At 48.1% G+C, this 21,934-nt stretch carries 17 protein-coding genes; 6 read left to right on the forward strand and 11 right to left on the reverse strand.

Annotation, left to right across the window (positions count from 1 at the left end; translation table 11 throughout):
- The first annotated feature begins 299 nt into the window (after positions 1 to 299).
- Positions 300 to 1,607, forward strand: a complete 1,308-nt coding sequence (locus tag AC4BAP_RS03875; RefSeq protein WP_490581306.1) for a dicarboxylate/amino acid:cation symporter — start codon at positions 300 to 302, stop codon at positions 1,605 to 1,607.
- On the opposite strand, the gene AC4BAP_RS03880 is transcribed toward AC4BAP_RS03875, so the two are convergent.
- Complete coding sequence (locus tag AC4BAP_RS03880; protein WP_490581307.1) at positions 1,585 to 2,220, reverse strand: hypothetical protein; 636 nt, start codon at positions 2,218 to 2,220, stop codon at positions 1,585 to 1,587. The two genes, AC4BAP_RS03875 and AC4BAP_RS03880, sit on opposite strands and share 23 nt — an antisense overlap.
- A 625-nt stretch (positions 2,221 to 2,845) precedes the next feature.
- On the opposite strand from AC4BAP_RS03880, the gene AC4BAP_RS03885 reads away from it, so the two are divergent.
- Together AC4BAP_RS03885 and AC4BAP_RS03890 are read left to right on the forward strand one after the other, a co-directional pair.
- A complete protein-coding gene (locus AC4BAP_RS03885) occupies positions 2,846 to 4,501 on the forward strand; it encodes a S8 family peptidase (RefSeq protein ID WP_490581308.1) in 1,656 nt (551 codons plus the stop codon).
- Positions 4,502 to 4,553: 52 nt separating this feature from the next.
- Positions 4,554 to 5,483: a ketopantoate reductase family protein gene (locus AC4BAP_RS03890; RefSeq protein WP_490581309.1), complete on the forward strand. Its 930-nt coding sequence runs from the start codon at positions 4,554 to 4,556 to the stop codon at positions 5,481 to 5,483.
- A 532-nt stretch (positions 5,484 to 6,015) separates the two neighbouring features.
- Here AC4BAP_RS03890 and AC4BAP_RS03895 read toward each other — a convergent pair.
- From AC4BAP_RS03895 to AC4BAP_RS03925, 7 genes are all read right to left on the reverse strand, one after another.
- On the reverse strand, positions 6,016 to 7,533 hold the full coding sequence (locus tag AC4BAP_RS03895; protein ID WP_490581310.1) for a sigma 54-interacting transcriptional regulator: 1,518 nt from the start codon (positions 7,531 to 7,533) through the stop codon (positions 6,016 to 6,018).
- Positions 7,534 to 7,742: 209 nt separating this feature from the next.
- Complete coding sequence (locus tag AC4BAP_RS03900) at positions 7,743 to 8,843, reverse strand: vWA domain-containing protein (RefSeq protein ID WP_490581311.1); 1,101 nt, start codon at positions 8,841 to 8,843, stop codon at positions 7,743 to 7,745.
- 131 nt (positions 8,844 to 8,974) lie between these two features.
- Positions 8,975 to 9,955 (reverse strand): acyl-ACP desaturase, encoded by a 981-nt coding sequence (locus tag AC4BAP_RS03905; protein WP_490581312.1) that lies wholly within the window; start codon positions 9,953 to 9,955, stop codon positions 8,975 to 8,977.
- 198 nt (positions 9,956 to 10,153) lie between these two features.
- Positions 10,154 to 11,092 carry a glycosyltransferase gene (locus AC4BAP_RS03910; RefSeq protein ID WP_490581313.1) on the reverse strand — a complete coding sequence of 313 codons (939 nt, stop codon included), beginning with the start codon at positions 11,090 to 11,092 and terminating at the stop codon, positions 10,154 to 10,156.
- On the reverse strand, positions 11,089 to 12,336 hold the full coding sequence (locus AC4BAP_RS03915; RefSeq protein ID WP_490581314.1) for an MATE family efflux transporter: 1,248 nt from the start codon (positions 12,334 to 12,336) through the stop codon (positions 11,089 to 11,091). The genes AC4BAP_RS03910 and AC4BAP_RS03915 overlap by 4 nt, the downstream gene beginning before the upstream one ends.
- Before the next feature lie 504 nt (positions 12,337 to 12,840).
- Complete coding sequence (locus AC4BAP_RS03920) at positions 12,841 to 13,956, reverse strand: DegT/DnrJ/EryC1/StrS family aminotransferase (protein WP_490581315.1); 1,116 nt, start codon at positions 13,954 to 13,956, stop codon at positions 12,841 to 12,843.
- A 3-nt stretch (positions 13,957 to 13,959) separates the two neighbouring features.
- Positions 13,960 to 14,376: a sugar 3,4-ketoisomerase gene (locus AC4BAP_RS03925; protein ID WP_490581316.1), complete on the reverse strand. Its 417-nt coding sequence runs from the start codon at positions 14,374 to 14,376 to the stop codon at positions 13,960 to 13,962.
- 118 nt (positions 14,377 to 14,494) lie between these two features.
- Between AC4BAP_RS03925 and AC4BAP_RS03930 the strand changes: the two genes are divergently transcribed.
- Genes AC4BAP_RS03930 through corA form a run of 3 tightly spaced genes read left to right on the forward strand, consistent with a single transcriptional unit; the run spans position 14,495 to position 17,186 of the window.
- Positions 14,495 to 15,403 (forward strand): hypothetical protein, encoded by a 909-nt coding sequence (locus tag AC4BAP_RS03930; protein ID WP_490581317.1) that lies wholly within the window; start codon positions 14,495 to 14,497, stop codon positions 15,401 to 15,403.
- Positions 15,404 to 15,406: 3 nt separating this feature from the next.
- Positions 15,407 to 16,009, forward strand: coding sequence for an IMPACT family protein (locus AC4BAP_RS03935; RefSeq protein WP_490581318.1), 603 nt, complete (start codon positions 15,407 to 15,409; stop codon positions 16,007 to 16,009).
- Positions 16,010 to 16,055: 46 nt separating this feature from the next.
- On the forward strand, positions 16,056 to 17,186 hold the full coding sequence (corA, locus tag AC4BAP_RS03940) for a magnesium/cobalt transporter CorA (RefSeq protein ID WP_490581319.1): 1,131 nt from the start codon (positions 16,056 to 16,058) through the stop codon (positions 17,184 to 17,186).
- An 831-nt stretch (positions 17,187 to 18,017) separates the two neighbouring features.
- Here the strand turns inward: corA and gloA2 are convergent.
- From gloA2 to AC4BAP_RS03955, 3 genes are all read right to left on the reverse strand, one after another.
- Positions 18,018 to 18,401: an SMU1112c/YaeR family gloxylase I-like metalloprotein gene (gene gloA2, locus AC4BAP_RS03945; RefSeq protein ID WP_490581320.1), complete on the reverse strand. Its 384-nt coding sequence runs from the start codon at positions 18,399 to 18,401 to the stop codon at positions 18,018 to 18,020.
- Between the two features lie 80 nt (positions 18,402 to 18,481).
- Complete coding sequence (locus AC4BAP_RS03950) at positions 18,482 to 18,826, reverse strand: hypothetical protein (RefSeq protein ID WP_490581321.1); 345 nt, start codon at positions 18,824 to 18,826, stop codon at positions 18,482 to 18,484.
- Positions 18,827 to 19,127: 301 nt separating this feature from the next.
- Positions 19,128 to 21,857, reverse strand: coding sequence for a hypothetical protein (locus tag AC4BAP_RS03955; RefSeq protein WP_490581322.1), 2,730 nt, complete (start codon positions 21,855 to 21,857; stop codon positions 19,128 to 19,130).
- Positions 21,858 to 21,934: the final 77 nt, after the last annotated feature.

Here is a 21,934-nt window from a genome sequence, read left to right on the forward strand (position 1 = left end):
ATAAAGCAAAAACTAACAACGAGCAATTATATCAATCACACCAATCAACCCTTTAATCCTTTGTCTAAAGTTCTTTTGCACAGCTCCTGTAAATGCACTTTTAGCAGGTATAACGGCATCTTTCTAACATTAAGGGCCAATCCTGAGTATTTATGATTAATTTTACCATAAGGCCGTTCGGTACCTGATAGGGGATTTCTGCTATGCCCGCCCCGGCTTTTATGGTACCAGGCACACTAAATTCTGTTTACACGTACTATAACGGATGTCGCTATTGGTGCGGCTCCTACTCAGGCAACATGAAGAAACTTGCACTACATTGGCAGATACTCATCGGCATGACCCTCGGTGTGCTTTGGGGAATCTTCGCCAGCTCTATCGGCATCGTCGATTTCACCCTCGACTGGATCAAGCCCTTCGGAACCATATTTATCAACCTGCTAAAGCTGATCGCCGTGCCGCTGGTTTTAGTGTCGCTCATAACTGGTGTTTCCAGCCTCAGCGACATCAGCAAGCTTTCACGCATTGGCTCTAAAACCATTACTATATACCTGGCTACAACCGTACTTGCCGTTACCATGGGACTTGTACTGGTAAATGTTTTCCAGCCGGGCAAAGCCTTCTCGCCAGAGAAACGCGACGAGTTTAAAGAACAGTTTGCCGCAACCACCACGCAAAAATTTACCGATGCCGCCGCCGTGGAGCAACAGGGACCCCTGCAACCACTCATAGACATCGTACCCGACAATGTGTTCCGCTCCCTGACCGACAATGGCAGCATGCTGCAGGTGATCTTTTTTGCGCTGCTGTTCGGTATCGCCCTTATCATGATCCCTCCGGACAAGGCCGCACCCGTCAATGCATTTTTTGAGGGTGTTAACATGGTCATCCTGAAAGTAGTGGATATTATTATGCAGTTTGCGCCTTACGGTGTTTTTGCACTACTGGCCGGCCTGGTAGTAGAGTTTGCCGGCGAAGACCCGTCTGCCGCACTGGAGTTGCTCGTGGTACTGGGTTACTACTGCATTGTGGTAATTATTGGCCTAGCGCTGATGATCACGGTGGTGTACCCTATACTTGTGACCACAGTTGGCAAAACAAAGTATAAAGACTTCTTCAATGGGATATTGCCGGCGCAGCTGCTGGCTTTCTCCACCTCATCAAGCGCAGCCACATTGCCCGTAACCATGGAACGCTGTGAGCAAAACCTGGGCATCAACAAAGACATCACCAGCTTTGTGCTACCGCTTGGTGCCACTATAAACATGGATGGTACCAGCCTTTACCAGGCCGTGGCAGCCGTATTTATTGCGCAGGCTTATGGCATCGACCTGGATATTATGGCCCAATTAGGTATTGTACTTACGGCTACGCTGGCCTCCATCGGGGCGGCTGCAGTGCCGGGTGCCGGCACGGTAATGTTAGTAATTGTGCTGCAGCAGGCAGGTATACCAGTTGAGGGTATTGCGCTTATACTTGCCCCTGATCGTATTCTGGATATGTGCCGCACCGTAGTTAACGTAACCGGCGATGCTACGGTATCGATGGTGGTGGCGCGTACTGAGAACCAACTGCACCCGCCCATTACAGAGACAACAACAGTATAGCATACAGGAAAGCCCCCAGCGCGAAGGCCCAGTAGCGGCTTTCGCGATCTTCGGGCAATTCCTCTTTCAGCACATTCATAATAACGCCGCCACCAATAAAGGCAATCAGCAGAAAGATAATCGTTTCGGACACCTCGATAAAATAACCAACTGCCCAGCCTGCCACAAGCGCCAGCACCAAAAGCCAGCGACCATACTTAGAATACCTGCGCTGATGGTGCTCATGTAAACCAAAATCATTTACAATAAAGTGCAGGGCCATGGCTGTAGAGAAAAGCAAAAGCTGCGTAAGCGGTCCCTCCTCCCGCTGGAAAAGAATATAACCGATCAATGCATTGTAAATACCAAAAGACAAGATGTGCACCCAGAAGATTCGCGCAGGTGGCTTTTTCTCGCCCTCTTTCTCTAATCCCTCTTTTTTGGAAGCAACCACTGATCGTTCCAGGCCATAAAAAAAGCTGAGGCCAACCAAGGCCATGATGTAGATATGATGGCTTAGGAACTCCTCCCCCGGAAATCTTTGCTCCACGTGCTCCTGCCCCTCACTAAGCTCCGGAAACAGGTGCAGAAACACATAAGACACCGACACGCCTCCTGCGATTGACAGCCACACACTTCTAGGTATGCCTGTCAGAAAATGAAACCGTGTTCCATAAAAATGAATTAACGCCAGCACCAAAACAGGCCATATCGACACATGATGTTCCATACCCCAAGCTACTGTGCTTTACTTTTTAAGGTTTTGTAACCCCAGTTTTTGTAGGCAACCGAATAGAAATTTCACTAGATTTAGATGGTGTCATAAAGTTAGATTTATAGTTATTTCGAACATGCCTTAGACGAGAGGCGAAAGGGACCAGCATAGCTGTGAGAAATCTGAAAGGATGGATAGTAGTAAGACGTTTCAAACCTCTCCTGCTGGTTGAGATTACAATTAATCCTTTAGGTTGACAGCATTACTCTTAACTATTGAGCCTGTTTAGAGTTTATTAAAATCCATAGTGCCTGCCCTTGCTGCGTGTTCTCACCAGCAAGTATAATAGCCAGTGCCTTAAATTGTTGGTGAAAAACACCAACAATGGCGGGTTCGATTTCTTTTAGCCAAAACCCTAAACAGCTTCTTTATATAAGGTGGGTTTTCTATCAAAGATGAATTTTATTTCTAACAATCAGAGTGGATCAGCAAGAAAATCTGCCCGATTTTTGTTATTATAGCCTGTAAATTTTAAAACTAAAGCATGAAAGCAAACCTCTTCCGTAACATGCAGGCAACTGCTGCCCTTTTGTTACTTTCCGGCTCGCTTGCCTTTGCGCAGGATGGCGGCGTATCGTCAGTAACTGAAATAGATAAATCCTACCTTAATTGGTATAACCTCGATGTCAAACAAGACAAAGTACCCGGCGTTAGCGTAAACCGTGCCTACAACGAACTGCTTGTAGATAAACAGCCTAAAAAGAAAGTGGTGGTAGCCGTAATCGACAGCGGCACCGACATTAACCACGAAGAGCTAAAAGGCAGAATCTGGGTAAATAAAAAAGAGATCGCTGGCAATGGCCTTGACGACGATAACAATGGTTACGTGGATGATGTGCACGGCTGGGGATACCTAGGCAATGCTGCTGGCGAGAACATTGAGTTTGAAACCTACGAATATGTGCGCCTGCTGCGCAAGTATGCCCCCAAGTATGAAAATGTAAAGTCTGCACAGGGTCTCTCTGAAAAAGAGCAGAAGGAGTACAATACCTATGTTACTGTCCGAAAAAATTACGAAAAAGAGTTGGAAGACCGCCTTAAAACAAAAGCTAACCTGGATGGCTTTGGTGAAGTGCTTAATTATTGCGAGGCCGTGATTGGCAAGCATCTGGGCAAGAATACCTATACCGTAAAAGAGCTAAAAGCTATTTCTAGCTCAGATGCAGAAGTAAACAAAGCCAAGGATTGGCTACTGCTAAAGTATAGCCAGGGCTTCACACCGGAATCATTCAGAGGTTATAAAGAGCACATCGATAAGTTTGTGAACTACCATCTCAATCTGGAGTTTAACCCTAGATCTATCATAGCCGACAACCCCGAAGACATCACAGACAACAAGTATGGCAACAACGACGTGATTGGCCCCAGAGCTGACCATGGCACACCGGTTTCAGGTATAATTGCCGGCTTACGTGGCAATGGAATAGGTATTGATGGCATTGCTGAGAATGTGGAAATTATGGCCCTGCGTGCTGTACCAAGCGGTGACGAACGCGACAAGGATATTGCATTGGCCATTCGCTATGCCGTGGACAATGGTGCCAACATCATCAATATGAGCTTTGGAAAGGATTTCTCACCGGAAAAGCACTTCGTTGACGAGGCTGTAAAGTATGCTGCCTCTAAAAATGTGCTTTTGGTGCATGCAGCTGGTAACGACGGTAAAAATATTGACGACGCCGACAACTTCCCGACAAAGCAGTTCCTGGACGGCACCCGTGCCAGCACCTGGCTGGAGGTTGGTGCCACATCCAAAAACCTGGACAAGACCTTTGTAGGTGACTTCTCGAACTATGGCGTTAAGAACGTGGACCTTTTTGCCCCTGGCGTTGACCTGGTGCTACTGGCCCCCGACAACAAGTATGATAAGATGAACGGCACCAGTTTTGCCAGCCCTGTGGTATCTGGTGTGGCGGCTTTGGTGTGGTCTTATTACCCTGAGCTGACTGCGGAAGAGCTTAAAGAAGTGCTGCTACAGTCGTCGGTTAAATATCCTAAGCTGAAAGTATACTACCCAACCGAAAACCCGAAAGAGAAAAAACTTACTAAGTTCTCAACGCTGTCGGCATCGGGGGGTGTGGTAAATGCTTACGAAGCCCTGAAGCTGGCTGAGAAAAAAGTGAAAGAGAAAAACTCATAAGTATAAAGTATAATCAGGGAGCTACAGGCTCCCTGTTTTATTTTGCATAAGTATGAAGATTGCGATAATTGGTACCGGAGGTGTAGGCGGTTATTTCGGCGCTAAACTGGCACTGGCCGGCCACGATGTTACCTTTCTGGCAAGAGGAAAGCACCTGCAGGCTATGCAGGAAAATGGCTTGACTGTTAAAAGTATAAAGGGCGACTTTAAACTGGATAAAGTAAATGCCACAGACGACATCCAAAGTATAGGGCCTGTGGATCTGGTAATGGTTTGCGTAAAGGCCTGGCAGGTAAAAGAAACCGCTGCAGAGCTTGCCCCCATCGTTACACCTGATACTATGGTGCTTCCCATGCAAAACGGTGTGTTGGCTGCAGAGGAGTTAGGTGAGTTTTTGCCTGAGCAAAGTATACTTGGCGGACTGTGCCGCATCATCAGCAAAATAGAGGCCCCGGGTGTGATCAACCATTTTGGAGTAGAGCCTATCATCATCTTCGGTGAATTGGATAATCGAATTACCACCCGCACCCAGAAGCTGCAGCAGGTATTTGAACAGGCCGGTATACTTGCCAAAGTTGCCACCAATATTCAGGCTGAGCTCTGGAAAAAGTTTATCGGCATCTGCGTAAGCAGCTTGCTTGCCGTTACCAGGTCTACATACGGGCAGGTGTTGGAGTTACCCCAAACAAGGCACCTGATGGTGGAGTTACTAACCGAGGTCTGCGTCCTGGCCCAACGTGCAGGTATACAAATTGAGGCAGATTTCGTCGCCAGAACTATACTCAACTTCGAGTCCCTTCCTCCAGACTCCACAGCCTCTCTTACCCGTGATGTATGGGAAGGCAAGCCCTCTGAGATCGAATATCAAAACGGCACCGTGATTAGGTTAGCAGAAAAGTATAATGTACCCGTACCCGTTAACCGCTTTGTTTATTACTGCATCCTGCCAATGGAGAAGCGTGCCAGGGAGAAGAGGAAGTGATTATATTTTATGGTAGGTTAGGCAGAAGTATAAGTTGATGCTAAAGGGCGCTCATGGATAATTATAAATTCTTTATTCTGCCTGTTTATCTAACAACTGTTTATCCTCAGTTTTACTTGCCTATCGTTTTACTTCTGGCTTTGGTGCGCTCAAGGCCGCGTGGCCTCGCCTTTTGGCATCGCGCTGTGTACCTGAAGCTGCCTCCGCTCTGCTTCGGCTGCCTCACTCCGTTCGACACCGCAACAGCTACAAGGCGCTCAACCCAAAGGCTGGGATCGACACTTCTTCGCCAGCGGCTTTTGCAACTGGCAAGCAAGTATAAAATGGTTGTTGCAGAAATCCCCCTCCTGTTTTTAGGAGGGGCTAGGGGAGGTAATTCCCCCTCTTGAGAGGGGCGCAGGGGTGTATTGATCGTATGCTGAAAAGTCCCCCTTTGAAGGGGGCAGGGGGATGACAACCGTATGCCGAGTTAAAGAAAAAGGTGCACCAAAGCACACCTCTCTAACTCTTTAACCTTCTAACTCTCAAACTCCTAAAAATCTTCCTCATCCTCCTCTCCGAAAGTAGGCATACTAAACATGCCGCTAAGCAAATCTTTAAATTGCAATCCAGTGCTCAGGCGGTTTTTACTTAGTTGGCTGTGTTCGGCCAAACCATGTAATGCGAATTCCATCATAAACAATTTTTCGTCGCCTTTTGCATCTGGCTGGTGTTTCTCGACAAGCTCTTTTAGGCCCGGCACTTTAGACAGGGCTTTTTTATAATCGGCTGCGGAGGCATCGTTTAAAATATCTATCGTATTGCCGTCGCCGAACCAGTCCGTGATGGTTTTATAAGTATTACCTTCCTTTGCTTTTTTTGCTTTGTCGGGGTCGGGGAAGTATTTGAGGAATTGCGTTCTGATGGCTTTTCCCATCAACACCTGGGCCACGTGTCCGGCTCCCTCCTGCTCACCCTCATACACCAGTTCCACTTTACCGGTTACGGATGGTATTGTGTTCAGAAAATCAGACACCCTAATGTATGTTTTGCTTTCCCCATTCAGCAGAGCACGGCGCTCGGCGGCGCTTAACAGGTTCTCGAAGGCAGAGATTGTCAGACGAGCCGATACCCCACTTTTAGCATCCACGTATTCGCTTTCACGTGCCTCAAAAGCAACCTGCTCTATCAGGTCACCGATAATGTCGTTGGTTTGCACCAGTTGTTTCTGCTCGTTTTTAATGCGGGCCTCCTGACTGGTAATTTTCTTGCCAGTTTCTATGTTTTTAGGGTAATGCGTGATGATCTGCGAGTCGATGCGGTCTTTTAACGGTGTCACAATGGAGCCCCGGTTCGTATAATCCTCGGGGTTGGCCGTGAATACAAATTGAATATCCAGCGGTAGGCGCACTTTAAAGCCTCGAATCTGTATATCGCCCTCTTGCAGAATATTGAATAAGGCCACCTGTATGCGAGCCTGTAAATCCGGCAACTCATTTATCACAAAAATACCCCGATGCGAACGCGGAATCAGCCCGAAATGGATTACCCGTTCATCAGAGTATGGCAGCTTCATGGTAGCAGCTTTTATCGGGTCAGCATCGCCTATCAAATCCGCCACCGAAACATCTGGCGTTGCCAGCTTTTCAGTATATCTGTCGGAGCGGTGCAGCCAGCTGATTGGCGTATCATCGCCATGCTCATGTATCAGATCATTCGCATACCGCGATAGTGGCTGCAGTGGGTCGTCGTTCAGCTCTGAGCCCTGCACCACGGGTATATACTCATCCAGCAGGTCAATCATTTGGCGCGCGATACGGGTTTTGGCCTGCCCACGTAAACCCAGCAGGTTAATGTGGTGCTGCGAAAGTATGGCCCGCTGCATATCCGGGATCACCGTTTCTTCATAGCCCCAGATTCCCGGAAAAATTTCTTCTTTGCCCTGCAGCTTTTTTATCAGATTATGGCGGAGCTCCTGTTTTACACTTTGGGGCTCGTAGCCAGCGGCCTTCAGTTGGCCAAGCGTTTTTATTTTTAGTAAGTTTTCAGCTGGTATGTCTTTGTACTGCATTCTCTTTATTGAATTGTTGAATAGCTGTTAAATTGTTTCTTTGCTGAGGTGAACACACCCCTAAGAGCTACGCTCGCTAGCTCAAAACTCACGTTTAGGCTAGTCTACAAGAGGGAAATTAATATACTTCTCTATTGGAAAGTAATACCCCAAACACCACTTAAGACTTTAAAAAAGTGAAGCATCTTTTCATCTTTAAATCTCCAAATCTAAAACGTTTTCTTACGATTGCGGCCGTAATCTTTAAACACTAAGTGGCCCAAACCTTTAAGCGAGCTGTAATACGCCTGTCCGTTGTTCACTTTGGTAAACTCATCTACGAACTGTTGCAAGTATGGGTCTGAAGCGATCATAAAAGTCGTGATCGGGATCTTTAGCCTACGGCACTGCGCAGCCAGGTTCAAGGTTTTATTTATTACTTTTCTATCAAGCCCGAAGCTGTTTTTGTAGTAGCGCAACCCTTCTTTCAGGCAGGTAGGTTTACCATCTGTTATCATGAAGATCTGCTTGTTTGGGGTTTTGCGTTTGCGCAGAATGTCCATGGCCAACTCCAGACCGGCCACGGTGTTGGTATGGTAGGGCCCCACCTCCAGGTAAGGCAGATCCTTTATTTCGATTTGCCAGGCATCGTTGCCAAACACGATCACATCCAGCGTATCTTTAGGATACTTCTGCTTTACAAGCTCAGCCAGTGCCATGGCTACTTTTTTGGCCGGGGTAATGCGGTCCTCGCCATACAGGATCATGGAGTGCGAAATGTCGATCATCAGCACCGTGGAAGCTTGTGTTTTGTGCTCGGTCTCGGTTACTTCCAGGTCTTGCTCTGTTAGCAACAAATCCCCGATACCGTGGTTGATTTGAGCGTTCCGGATGGAGTCTGTCATGGAGATCTGCTCCAAAGCATCACCGAAGCGGTACTCACGGCGGTCTGTGCTGGCCTCGTCGCCGATGCCGGTGTGCGGGGTGGCATGGCTGCCCTTGGTGCCTTTCTTTAGCTTGCCGAAAATCTCCTCCAAAGCACTCTTGCGTATACTTTGCTCGCTCTTGGCAGTCAGCTGAAAAGCCCCTTTTTCCTGTGGTTTTTCATCCAGGTAGCCTTTCTTTTTCAGGTCTTCTATAAAATCGCCGATGCCGTACTCGTCGCCGGTCAGGTTATACTGTTTGTCTAAGGAGCTAAGCCAGTTAAGCGCCTCGCCAACGTCGCCGGAGGTAATGGTAACCAGTTGCATAAAAATCTTCAGCAGCGACTCGAAGCCTGGTTTATCATCCTGTGGCGGAATATATTCTGTAAATCGATAGCCTAAAGACATGGTAAGAATAAGGTTTTAGTGGTATAACAGTTCAGGACAGGATATGTTAAGTATACGCAACCTCGGAATAATGGCCATAAAAAAAGGGCTGGCGCACTGCCAACCCTTTTCCTATTAATTTATACTTTATGTTAGTCGATCCAACGGAATTTGTACTCTAGTTGTGGTACACGCATACGCTCAGCGATACGCTTCAAACGGTCAGGCAGTGCCATTAGGTAGTCACGGGCACGCTCTCCGGCTTCGTTCAGGCCAGTGATAGACTCTATCCTCCACTCTTTGATCAAACCATCCAAAATGTCGGTGTAGTCTGAGGAAGTATAAACGCCGATACGCTGTGCCGCGTCGGTAAAGTGGCCGAACGTCTTACCCAGGTCAACACCAAGCTCACGCATGTAGTGGGCAGGCATTACGATCTTTTTGCGCATCATGTCTTCAAAGGCCAGCATCATCTCGTTCGGGTCAGCTTCGAAAATCTTTCCAACAAACGACTTGTAAGCTTTTGCGTGTCTTGCCTCATCGGAAGCCACGTGCCCACAAAGCTTTGCCAGCATGTTATCACCCTGCTTCTTGGCTATCTGTGCCACACGGCGGTGCGATAGGTTAGTGGCAGTTTCCTGGAAAGAGGTATAAACAAACGAACGGTAAGGGTCGTTGTCAGTCTGCAGGTCAAAACCATCGGCGATCAGGTACTGCGTAGAGGCTTCCATCTCACGCATATTGATGCGGCCGCTCAAGTATAAGTAACGGTTCAGTACATCCCCATGGCGGTTTTCCTCGGCAGTCCAGGCACGGTTCCAGCGCATCCAGGGGCCGTTAGGGTCACTTGGTAAACCTTCAATGGTCATCAGCCAGCTTTCGTAGGTAGGCAGTGCCTCCTCTGTAATGGTATCACCTACCAATACGGCCAACAGGTCGTAGCTCAGGTCACGGGCACGCTCACGCAGTTCCTTAATCTCACTAAAGAATGTATCAAGGGTAGCGTCAGGCAAAAGATCTGCCGGTTGCCAGCTGTCTTCAACGGACTTAAGAAACTCGTTCATTTTTTCGTTCACGAAATCCTCCATCCACTTGATGACTTCTCCACGGGAAGCGGTTACTGATGTAATCATTGTTTTAATTTTAATGAAAGGTCAAATATACTTATAAATGCGAACAAAGTACCCAAACAGGTTAACAATTTGCGACAACACCCCCGGAAACCCAAGGAGGCTTTTGATTAAAATCATACTTACGCAAACAGAGCATCAAAGTATACCATTTCACACCTTATGCATGCATAACATCATCAAAAACAGTGCAATAAAAACTTAATAACGAAGCAGGTAGTAAGCTTTACGCAGGAAACCCAGATCAATTTTGTACCTGTTCAGGAGTGCTACCAAGCGGTATGACAGGGGAAGTTTGGAGTTGGTTTTAAGCAGTCTGAGCAACTCAGCAGCCTCTTCAAAATTTTGGGTAAGATAGGCGTGCCGGGCTTCATACTTTAATCGCTGTGTTAGGGCCTCGTGTTCCTCCTTTGATCGCACCAAACCAGCTGCCTTTTGGCATATTCTCACAGTAGAAGCCAGCATTTTGTTTCCTGGCTTGTATAGGCCACCAGACATTGACCGCCCATGCACACGGCGTTTAGTGGTTACTTCAGGCAGGTAGTAATAATGGAACTTTCGCGCAGACCTTACCCAGAAATCGAAGTCCTCGTAGGCTAATGTGGCATCGTACCCGCCCAGTTCCTGAAAAACCTCGCGGCGCACCATCATGGTTGGCGGACAGACAAAGTACCGGCGCAGCACCTCAGCAAACACATTCCCATCAGGAGCTGGTTTATACTTTTCGCTATGGAAGTATAAATGCTTACCAGATTCTGAAATGTAATCGGCATCAGAGTATACAACACCATAGCTTTTATCAAGCTTCTGGAAGGCAGTTACCTGCTGCGCCACCCGCTCAGGCAGCAATACATCATCTGTTGCAAAATCAATTATATACTCGCCTTTGCTTGCCTCCAGGCCCAGGTTAAAGGCAGCACAGTTACCCATGTTCTTAACGTTACTGATGAACCTAATCTGCGGGTGCTTTCCCAGGAAAGTATGAATGATTTCCACACTGTTATCGGTGCTGCTGTCGTCTACCACAATTACCTCCAGGTTTGGGTAAGTCTGATGCAGCACGGAATCCAGGGCCTCTGCAAGAAAACGTGCGTGGTTATAGCACAAACAAATTACCGATACAAGTGGCTGTTGGCTCATGGACGGATGTATTTGTTATAGTATAGCACGGCAAAGGCAAGTGTTACAGCATAGCGCAGGGCATGGGCCATAGTTATGCCCTCTAAGCCATAAGGCCCGATAAGTACGCTGACCAGTGTAATGTATAGCAATGCCGAGGCTACCTGCCAGCCAATATACAATTTTACGTGTGCCCTTACTACAATAAGGTTGGTAAGTATGATGCTCCACAACCTGAAAAAATCACCCAGCAGCTGATAATTGAACAGGTACTCGGCCACTACAAAGCTTTGGTTGAACAGCAGAAGTAAAACCCAATCGCGCAGCACATACACCAGCAGCAGCGCAGCCAGCAGCACTGGCAACACCAGGTAAAAGGTAGCCCTGACAAACTTGCGCAGCGTATCTTCCTCGTTTACCATGGCAGCCATGCGCGGGTACACCAGCATGCCGATCACGGCAGTATACACTGTACTGTAATTTTCCGATACCCTTACCACTGCTTGCCATAGCCCCGTCTGGTACAGGTCGAAGTGTGAAATAACGTAATCCCGGATGTAAAAGTCTGTTAGTTTCAGACAGGCAAGCGCACTGATGGCCATCAGGATATACTTCCAGAGGTCTTGGTATACGTTACCTGGGATGCTGATCTTTTTGAACGGTGGCAACAGCCGTTTAAAGTATAAACTAGCCAGCGTGATGAAGAAAGCTGCTGACTGTACCCATAAAATCACGAGAAACACCTGGCTGACAGGTAAGCGGCCCTGCGTAAAGTATACTGCTGCCATGGCACCCAACGTAACGAAAGCCGTCACAAACACATGCCACATCAGCTCACGTCTTGCCAGTAAAATGGACATCAACATGAGGTTAAGCGTTACCAGGATGCTACCAATACCAAACAGTGTAGCCCATTGCCATACTTCGCCTATCCCGAACTGCTCCAGGTAATACCCCGGAAAGCTAAAAATGAGAAGCAAGCCAGCAATAGCGCAACAGACGTTAAGTATAGCCCCGGCCCAAAAGTACCGCCGGTAAATAACTGACTCTGCGTTTCCATTAGCCAGAAACTTGATCAGGCCGATATTGGTGCCCCCGTCGGGGATAGTGGTAACGATGGAAAGCAGGTTCTGAAAGTGCGCATAAAGCGTGATGCCATTTGGCCCATAAAAAACCGCAAACAGCTTATTAACGGCAATGCTGGACACTGCACGCACCAGAACCGACAAGAAAGACCAGAAAGATGATTTGAGTAGTTGCAGCATTTATTTGGCCAAAGCTACTGCAAAATAAGGTTTTTATGCGGAGGATGTAATTCAGGGCGAAAGATAATTGGACAAAAGGCCATCTCTAATTTGAATAGAGCGCAATGAGTGTTACTCTTTTGGACGCTCAATTGCTCTAACCGCTCTTTCGGACATCCTTGTCCGAAAGCCATCTGCCGGGGACTTCCTAGTCCCCGTTGAATAGCCTGCCTATAATGCGGACAAGGATGGCCGCAGCAGATTTAGTTCCGGACAAAGATGTCCGGAACAGCGATGAGTAGCAATCAATTTACGCCAGTTACAAACTGGCTTCAACACTCAACCACCAGTTACCGCTACGCTCAAACTGGCGGTATGTAATGATATTACTTAACCCAAGTTGCGATATATGCTAAACCAGGCAGGTGTAAACACACCCCTGCGCCCCACTCAAGAGGGGAATTACATGCACGAGCAAAATTCCCCTCCCGGGAGGGGTTAGGGGTGGGTTAATCGCAACTTGAGTTACTTATTATATAACTCCTGAACCGCCTTTACCACCCGCTCCTGCTCCAACTCTGTTAGGCCCGGGAAGATCGGCAGACTTAAACTTGTGCTGGCCCACTCTTCTGCCACCGGAAAATCGCCGGCTTTATGGCCCAGAAAAGTATAGGCTGGCTGCAGGTGCACCGGCACCGGGTAATGAATGGCAGTGCCTATGCCATGCTCCTCCAGATGCTTTTTCAGGGCATCCCGTTTCTTTGTCCGGATGTTGAAGATGTGGAACACGTGGCTGCAGTTTTTGGCTGTAACCGGAAGTATAAGGTCGCCTACTTCCTTTAGCTCCTGCAAGTATACTTTAGCCAGCCGTTGCCTTTCAGTGTTGTATTGGTTCATGTGTTGCAGTTTGATGCGGAGGATGGCTGCCTGCAGTTCATCGAGGCGGGAGTTAACGCCTACCAGTTCGCCTACATACTTTTGCCTTTGGCCGTAGTTGCGGTAGTGCTGAGCAAAATCGGCTACCAGTGCATTGCTGGTAACTATTGCCCCGGCATCACCCATGGCGCCCAGATTTTTGGTAGGATAAAAACTAAAGGCCGCCGCATCACCAAATGTGCCCACTTTTTGGTTATTAAAAGTAGCGCCATGTGCCTGTGCACAGTCTTCCACTACACTTAATTTATACTTTTGCGCCAGCTTAAGCAGTTCATCCATCTGGCAGGCTTGCCCGTAGAGGTGCACCGGAAGTATGGCTCTGGTTTTGGGAGTGATGGCCTTTTCGGCATTGGCTGCCGTGATGTTACAGGTATACAGATCTGGCTCTACAAAAACCGGCTTTGCATGCACCTGCAGCACCGCATTAACTGTGGCCATGTAGCTGTTGGATGGCACTAGCACCTCGGCTCCGGCATCAATACCCAGGGCTTTTAATACTATAACAAGAGCATCGTAGCCATTGCCCACGCCAACACAGGTAGTTCCTTCGGCAATGTAGCCTGCAAATTCCTGTTCAAACTGCTGTACTTCCTCGCCAAGTATAAAATTGCCCCGCCGGGCCACCTGCTCCAATGCCTTCTCCAGTTGCTGTTGCACACCTGGCACAAAATCCCTTAAAGCAAAAAAAGGTACCTGCTCTGGCATAGGCTAAAGTTTTACATGCTGTGCTTTTTCAACGAAACTACTGTAATCCCGGATATAGTCGGCCTCGTCAAACTCAGTGGAGGTCAGGCTTAAAAGTATGGCTCCCTCTGAAAAGTATAAGTTAGCCCAATACATTGGTGGCAGGTATAGGCCCTGGTTCGGGTCACTCAAAGTATAGTTTTCAGAGCTGCCTTTGCCGTCATCCACCTTCACCTTAATACATCCGTTTACTGCTACCAGCACCTGTTCGGTTGCAATGTGTGCATGGCGGCCACGCACTACCTCTTGCGGTGTGCTGTAGGTCCAGAACACGCGTTTTACGGCAAAAGGCAATTTATGAGCAGACTGGGTAGAGCTGATGTAGCCCTCTGCAGGGTTACCTGTGCTTTCGAAGGTGATGTAATGCGGCTGTTTTGGCAAAGTATAAAACTTATTTTTTCTGAGAACGAATATAGCGCTATTTCTTTTTTCCTGCTTGCCCGGGGCTATACTTAAGTTAAATTTGTAGCAATGGCTAAATGGCCGAATAACTACAGCTATGCTTTACCTGTTACTGAGCGTTATTGTAAGCGCCTCCCTCATTTTCATATTTAAGCTCTTTCAGCGGTTCAATGTGCACACCTTCCAGGCCATAGTGGTAAACTATACCGTGTGCGTTTTGGTTGGCCTGCTTTTTCCGGGAGGTTCCGATGTGCTGCAGCTAAGCATTTTCAGCCATACCTGGGCCTACGCTGCCATGGCACTGGGCACTATCTTTATACTTACCTTCTACCTGATGGCCCTCAGCACGCACAAGGCAGGCGTAACGGCAACATCGGTGGCAGCCAAGATCTCGATGGTAATACCTGTTTTGTTTAGTTTGCTTGTGCTTAAAACCAGCCTGAAAGAGTATAACTTCATCAACTACCTGGGTATGCTGGCAGCTGTGGTCGCTATCGTGCTCACGTCCATCAGGCCAAGGCAAAATGGCGGAGTAAAAGCCTCCCGGCTGGTTACGCTGCTGTTGCCGTTTATCATTTTCCTGAACAGCGGCATCGCCGATTCGCTGATAAACTATACCAACGAACATTACCTGCAACCGCACCAGGCCAGCCAGTTTACCATGCTCACGTTTGCCACCTCTGCCGCAGCCGGCTTAATCGTGTTGTTGGCCATGCTAATACTCCGGAAAGTAAAGCTGAACTTTAGAAGTATAGCTGCCGGTGTGGTATTGGGTGTTCCCAATTACTTTTCAATCTTTTTCCTGATACTTGCGCTGATGGCCTTCGACAACGACGGTGCTTTTCTGTACCCCATCAATAACATCGGGATCATACTTGTGGGTGCTATCGGGGCGGTTGTGCTGTTTAAGGAGAAACTCACAAAACTTAACCTGGTTGGCATTGTGGTGGCGGTTCTGGCTATTGTGCTTATCTCGTACCAGGAAATTTTAGCTAACTTACCCTAGCCCATGCAAGATACTTACCGAACCATAGAAGCCCCCACCGAAGGACTGTATAAAGAGAAAGGCAGCAAGTTTATTGCCCTGGCCTACCCTGCCTACACCGAAGACGAGGTAAAGGACATTCTGGCGGAGGTAAAGAAGAAGTACTATGATGCCCGACACCATTGCTACGCCTATGTATTAGGAGCCGACAAAAGCCGCTACCGTGCCAACGACGACGGCGAACCAAACCACTCTGCCGGTGACCCCATACTTGGCCAGATCCGATCTGCTGACCTGAGCAATGTGCTGGTTATTGTGGTCCGTTACTTTGGCGGCACCAAACTAGGTGTGAGTGGCCTTATAACCGCTTACAAAGCTGCCACTGCCGATGCCCTGGCGCAAGCCACCATCATCGAGAAGCATGAAACCGTTTTGCTGCAGGCTCACTACGCTTACCCCCAGATGAACGATGTGATGAGCCTGGTGAAAGAGTACGACCTGCCCGTGTGCGACCAACGGTTTGAACTGGACTGTAAACTGACGCTGGAAGTAAGAAAAGCGCTGCAGGAAGAAGTAACCGCCAGGTTAGAGGACATTGAAGGCGTACGGGTGAAAGAGCTGACGTAAATCACAGCAAATTTAGCATTGCCGCTATATATTATTATCTTGCTGTATGTCTAAGCTCCGATTCAGAAAAAAGCAGAACAAGATACTGGAACGCAAGGCCGGCATTAAGCCAGGCTCGTTGGTCATACCCGAAGAGGCTTATAAACCGCGGTTTTTCCTGATGTCGTTTTCCGAAAGCTTTCTGGATGAGGTAGAACTAAGCAGTTACCAGGAGCTGATGAAGCGGGTAAAGGCAAAGCCTGAGGCCCGCCATTGGATAGACATTCGGGGTTATGCCGACCAAAGTATGCTGGAGCAACTTACCCTCGACTTTGGCCTGCACCCACTGCAGATGGAAGACGTGATAAACGATTACCAACGCCCAAAAGTAGAGGAATTCGACAAAAACCGCCTGTTCATAATCACCCGCATGCTGCGCTGGTCGCCGGAGTTTAAAACCCTGGTTGATGTGCAGCTTTCACTTTTCACCGGCGAGAATTACGTGCTTACACTGCAAAGCGACTACGGCGACTGCCTGGATCCATTGCGTGAACGCATCCGGGTAGGCAAAGGCATTATCCGCACGCGCCCTACCATGTACATGGCCTATGCCATACTCGATGTGGTGCTGGATTACTACTTCCCGGTAATGTCGGAGATCGGGCAGTACATGGAGGACCTGGAACAGCAGGTGCTGCGGCAACCCTCTAAGGCTACGCTAACCGAAATACTGGACCTGAAAAGCGAACTGGTAAAACTGCGCCGCATTACCTGGCCCGAACGCGACCTGATGAACGAACTCCTGCGCATGGACGATGCCACCATTCCAGACTCGCTTAAAGTATACTTCCGGGATGCCTACGACCACGCCGTACAGCTGATAGACCTGGTGGAGAACCACCGCGACCTGTCGTCGAGTTTGGTGGAGCTGTACATGTCTACGGTTAGCAACCGCATGAACGAGATCATGAAAGTGCTCACCATCATCTCGAGTATCTTCATTCCGTTAAGCTTTATCGTGGGCCTCTACGGCATGAATTTCGCCCACGAAGACCCCGAAACCGGCAGAGTGTTCCGGTACAGCATGCCCGAGCTCTACGAACCTTACTCCTACCCTATTCTGCTCATGCTGATGGGTGTACTTATACTTTTGCAGATATACTTTTTTTATAAGAAGGGCTGGTTTAGGAGTTTTTAGAAGAGGTCTTGATGAAGGGTTATACTTTACTTGAATGCTTAACCCACCCCTAGCCCCTCCGAGGAGGGGAATTTTAACCTAACCCGGCCCCTCCTTTTGTCGAGGGCCCCTACCCCCAAAACAAGTTACGCTTAGGACACAAGCATAAAATGTTCTATCTACCGCGAGTTTTCAACTCGTGGTTGTCAATGTGGGCAAGCTTTCAGCTTGCGTGAGTCGTTTTTTATACTTTTGCATATCTACGCAAGCTGAAAGCTTGCCATATAATTAGCCACGAGTTGGAAACTCGCGGCAGGAATAACAGCGAATGTAAATTTGTGTCCTAATAGTAGCCTAAAAACAGGAGGGGATAACTTCTTATCGAGTGTCCCCCTTCGAAGGGGGCCGTTTCATTCTATTTTTTGCTGGCGCGGATCTGTCATCCGTGACTTTTTATACCGTTGGATTTGCAATTACGAGTGGTCGGAAGAAGAGCCTAAGTAACTTAATGTAGATAGTTGTTTATCTTTTAGACTCACATTGATCATCTTAAAAGAGTACTCATTCTAAATTAGGTCAACTTCCGAACACTCCTAATTTGCAATCCAACTGGGCCAGCCTGTCCCGGGCGCAGTCACGGGAAGGCCCAGCCATAGCCCGACACGAGCGAAGACGCTCGCTCCATTACCATGTAATTTGCTAGGATGAGATGGCTCTGCTCCGAGGAAAGGAATTACATGCACGAGTAAAATCCCCATCCTCTGGACTATCCAAAATGAGAGTTTTGAGCTAGCGAGCGCAGCTCTGTACGGGTGGGTTTACAACTGCCCAACATTTACATGTCGATTTAGCCTACTTCTCATACAACTCAATAGGCAAGTCGTCAGGGTCAGAGAAGAATGTGAACCGCTTGCCCGTATACGCATCAACCCGGATAGGCTCTACTTGTACGCCTTTCTCTTCCAGCCTCTCTACTTCGCTTTCGATATCATTTACCTCAAACGCCAAGTGCCTTAGCCCTAACGCTTCAGGCCTGGATGGCCTTTTGGGTGGGTTAGGAAATGAGAAAAGCTCCAGCACGTATTCGCCATTTAGCCCCAGGTCTAGCTTATAAGATTGTCTTTCCTCCCGATATACTTCCCTGATCACCTCCAGGCCTAATACATCCAGGTAAAAAGCTTTCGACCTTTCGTAATCGGAGCAAATGATGGCTATATGATGGATTTTATTGAGCATGGAGCATTATGATCTTGAAGTCTGTAAAGTATGTTTGGCTGGTTGAACTTATCTAACTGTAACCACCCTAAAATGCCGGTTTAGCCTTTGAGATCGGATGGCCTTAGTATTTTATCTACCGGCCATAATACTAGTGTTATTACCGGTAATACAAATACCACCATTATAATGCCTAAACCTATGTACCCAGTTATATATGTAATGCATCCAGACTCATTTGATTCTTCGCTAAACGCAGAAACTGTTATCATGGAGAGTATCATTGCTATAATTGGTGTAATTACCCCCATCACCATTGAAATGCCACCAATCGCCAGAACAGAATTGCCCTCTCTCAGTCTGATCCTTCTTATCCCAAATACCAGAAGGTATATGATCGGACTGAGTGTTAATAAAAAAGATAGTAAACCGAACAGCTGCGCCATACTTTAGGCTCTAAAAACGAATGGATTTATACTTACAATATAGCAGATGTTTAATTAACTCCAGTTGCGATATATGATAAAGCAGGCAGGTGTCAACACACCCCTGCGCCCCTCTCTTTAAAGAGAGCCCCTACCCTCAGAGGGGAATTACATAAACGAGCAAAATTCCCCTACTCTTGACTAGCCAAAACGACAATTTTGAGCTAGCGAGTGCAACTCTTTAGGGGTGACTTAATCACAACTTAAGTTTAATAGCTAACATACACATATGCTAGACATAGCCTAAAGGCGAACGAAAGATCTAATTCACCAACCTGAAGCCGATCTTCTGCAGCTCTTTGCGGAACACTTTGTACAAAGTATAATCGTTGGTGGCATCGTTGCGGAAAATGACAACGGGTTTGCTGTTTTCTAGGGTGCTGTTGCCAACCAGCTTGCCTTTGGAAGTATAGAGATAGGTTTTCTGAGGGCCGGTTTCGGTTACGGCGTAAACTTTATTGTCGCCACCAAAATGAAAGTACTGCACGATTTTAGGCGCAGAGGTTACATAGCGTTTCTCGAATTGCAGGTTCAGGTCCTGGTCAAAAATAGCCACCTTGCCCTGCTCCTGTCGCACAATTACGTAAGACTTGCCGTTGTTTTCCTCTGGCAGCAGCTCGAAGAAAGCGCCTTTGCTTGGCCTGATCAATTGCTCACGGTTAAGCACGCGGCCCTGCAGGTTAAAAGTAACCACACTTCCATACTTTGTCACCACGGTTACCTCGGTTTTGCGCAGATCTGCACCCGCGTTCACAAAAGCACCGGATGTTAACGGAGATTTTAAGTTGATCGGGAAACCCGAATATGCCTCGCCGCGCTGGTTCAGGGCATACACGTAGCCGTTCTCCAGCAATACCAGAATCACATCGCGGCCACCCACGCGCAGGTGCTGTGGCTCGGCTGCAAGGCGGTAATCCATGCGGCGCGGCTGCCAGCCTTCTATGGCATTGCCCCGGATATCATACATGTACAGGTTGCCCAGGTTATCATCTACCAAAAGGCGGTAGTTCTGGTCTTTTTCGTAATCGAAAACGGCCAGGTGCTGTATGTTGAGGGTGTCGCCTATGTTAAACGGGAAATTCTCAAGGTTCTGCCCCTGGTTGTTGATGGCATGGATACGGTTGGCAGTGGCAAAAAGATAGCGCAACTTGTTATCCGGCCCCAGCTCAACCTGTTTTATACTTCCTCTGATGGTGGTGCCTACTGTGTCTGCCCAGCCGCGCTTGCCAGTGGCCGCAATGTTCAGCAACACATTGGCTGAGTCCTGAACAACGATCTCCCGGCTGCGGTCCACGGCATTCTGGACGGCAAATGGCCTGGAGATAATACGTGAGTCAAACTTCTCGGTCAGCTCTTTGGTAAATACATCCTCTCCGGAATTGGCGCTGCGGTCCTGCTTCCGGAAAACAAAGCTGGTATAGTACTGCTTGCCGGCGTTGGCAAACTGGAAACTCACCTGGTTAAACCGCTTGATAAGCGTGGCGTTCTGCAGCAGGTCTTCGCGGCTGTTTTCGGTCATATAACGGCTAAGCACATACCAGGCATTTACCGTGTTCAGGTACAGGCTAAAATTGGCTTCCTGAAGCGTTTCCTCGATAAATGCCTTCTGTGCCGCCGACTTACCCCAGACATTCTCCGCCGATATGTCGTCCAGCATATCGCGCAACGTGGCCACTTCATCCGAAAAAATGATGTAATCATCCACCTCAACCACATAGCTTTGCTCAAAGCCGGCAAACAGGTTTCCGAATAGCTTTGCCGGCAACTGCGGCACCTCGATCATCTCAATTATATAGCCACCATACTTTTCAGTGTAAGGCTTTTTCTTACGGGCCGCCGATACCTGCTGGTTAAGCTGCTTTAGCAGCCTGACGGCACGCGCGCTGTTTCCTGCATGGGCAAACACCACTTTCTCAGGGCTGGCATTTATCGTGTTCGACTCCATATAGGCCAGTGCCACCTCGTTGTTAAACACACTTGCCAGGCTATCGAGCATGGTGCCGTACACAGAGCCTGCAGCCTCTTTTTGGTTAGCTTGCCTTTTCAGCTTGGCTACTTTATCCAGGCCAAAGTGCAGCAGTACAGCCGTGCGGTTGGGCAGGTAGTTTTTAACGTTAAAAGGCTGTGGCTTAACCGGGGCAATATTGCTGTGGAAGGTATTCTTCAGAGATTCCGGTTCTGAGAAGCCATTTAAGAAGATCTTGTCCTTCTCCAGTTTCAGTTCCAGCATTCCCTCTGCGCAAAGGCTGCTCAGGTAGCGGACCTGCGGCATCAGCTCCTCGCTCAGGAAAAGGCCCATCACATTGGGCAGTTCCCGGTAATTGACAAACACATTTGCGTATACTTCGGGTTGGTTGAGGTAATTCGTGCTTTTAAAGTTGGCTGCAATGGAGGTTAAGCTTCCCCGGTTTATACGCCGTATTATTTCCTCGATCAGTACCGGTGAGCGGCTAAGTATAATATTGTTGTGGTAGGTAAAATATGTGAATGATGTGCCTAGGCTGGTGTTCTTCACGTCCGTTAGTAGCACGCCTTGGTATTGCCTGCTGTCCTGCTCAAAAATTTTACTCTTGCTGATGTTTTCAGTTAAGGTGCGCAGAAAACGGTGCTCACCCACCGAGTTGACCGGAATGTAGTGCACAAACTCAACATCGGACTTGCCAACCACATGCATAGAGGTAAGTATGTTTTTCTTGTCGAGGAAGCGCTCGCGGCGCTGCGTACCCGGCGAAACACTGTCCAGGTAAGCCATGTTTTCCTCGAAACGCTGATAAGCCGCCAACGCAGAGAAACTCTCCAGCAGGCCTGTTTCACGGAGGTGCTCTACCAGAGCCGTGTGATTATTCGTTTCCACCACAAAGGCTGCATTTTCGGGCACAACGGCCCACAGGTTAACCTTTTCGCGGGATGCCTGCCAGCGGTTAAACCCATAGTATGCCAGCGAAGCCAGCACAACAAAACCAATGAAGAAGAAGACGATGCGTTTCGGCATGTTTAGCAATTACGGACTACAAACTTAGCTTTTTTTTTGAATACTGACAGCCTTAACCGTAGGAATGCCGCCACCGG

It is taken from the genome of Pontibacter sp. GD7, from assembly GCF_058216375.1.

Bases quoted from the DNA above. Each gene is read 5' to 3' on its own strand.
- AC4BAP_RS03875 (WP_490581306.1), top strand. From the start codon at position 300: ATGAAGAAACTTGCACTACATTGGCAGATACTCATCGGCATGACCCTC.
- AC4BAP_RS03885 (WP_490581308.1), top strand. From the start codon at position 2,846: ATGAAAGCAAACCTCTTCCGTAACATGCAGGCAACTGCTGCCCTTTTG.
- AC4BAP_RS03890 (WP_490581309.1), top strand. From the start codon at position 4,554: ATGAAGATTGCGATAATTGGTACCGGAGGTGTAGGCGGTTATTTCGGC.
- AC4BAP_RS03895 (WP_490581310.1), bottom strand. From the start codon at position 7,533: ATGCAGTACAAAGACATACCAGCTGAAAACTTACTAAAAATAAAAACG.
- AC4BAP_RS03900 (WP_490581311.1), bottom strand. From the start codon at position 8,843: ATGTCTTTAGGCTATCGATTTACAGAATATATTCCGCCACAGGATGAT.
- AC4BAP_RS03905 (WP_490581312.1), bottom strand. From the start codon at position 9,955: ATGATTACATCAGTAACCGCTTCCCGTGGAGAAGTCATCAAGTGGATG.
- AC4BAP_RS03910 (WP_490581313.1), bottom strand. From the start codon at position 11,092: ATGAGCCAACAGCCACTTGTATCGGTAATTTGTTTGTGCTATAACCAC.
- AC4BAP_RS03915 (WP_490581314.1), bottom strand. From the start codon at position 12,336: ATGCTGCAACTACTCAAATCATCTTTCTGGTCTTTCTTGTCGGTTCTG.
- AC4BAP_RS03920 (WP_490581315.1), bottom strand. From the start codon at position 13,956: ATGCCAGAGCAGGTACCTTTTTTTGCTTTAAGGGATTTTGTGCCAGGT.
- AC4BAP_RS03930 (WP_490581317.1), top strand. From the start codon at position 14,495: ATGCTTTACCTGTTACTGAGCGTTATTGTAAGCGCCTCCCTCATTTTC.
- AC4BAP_RS03935 (WP_490581318.1), top strand. From the start codon at position 15,407: ATGCAAGATACTTACCGAACCATAGAAGCCCCCACCGAAGGACTGTAT.
- corA (WP_490581319.1), top strand. From the start codon at position 16,056: ATGTCTAAGCTCCGATTCAGAAAAAAGCAGAACAAGATACTGGAACGC.
- gloA2 (WP_490581320.1), bottom strand. From the start codon at position 18,401: ATGCTCAATAAAATCCATCATATAGCCATCATTTGCTCCGATTACGAA.
- AC4BAP_RS03950 (WP_490581321.1), bottom strand. From the start codon at position 18,826: ATGGCGCAGCTGTTCGGTTTACTATCTTTTTTATTAACACTCAGTCCG.
- AC4BAP_RS03955 (WP_490581322.1), bottom strand. From the start codon at position 21,857: ATGCCGAAACGCATCGTCTTCTTCTTCATTGGTTTTGTTGTGCTGGCT.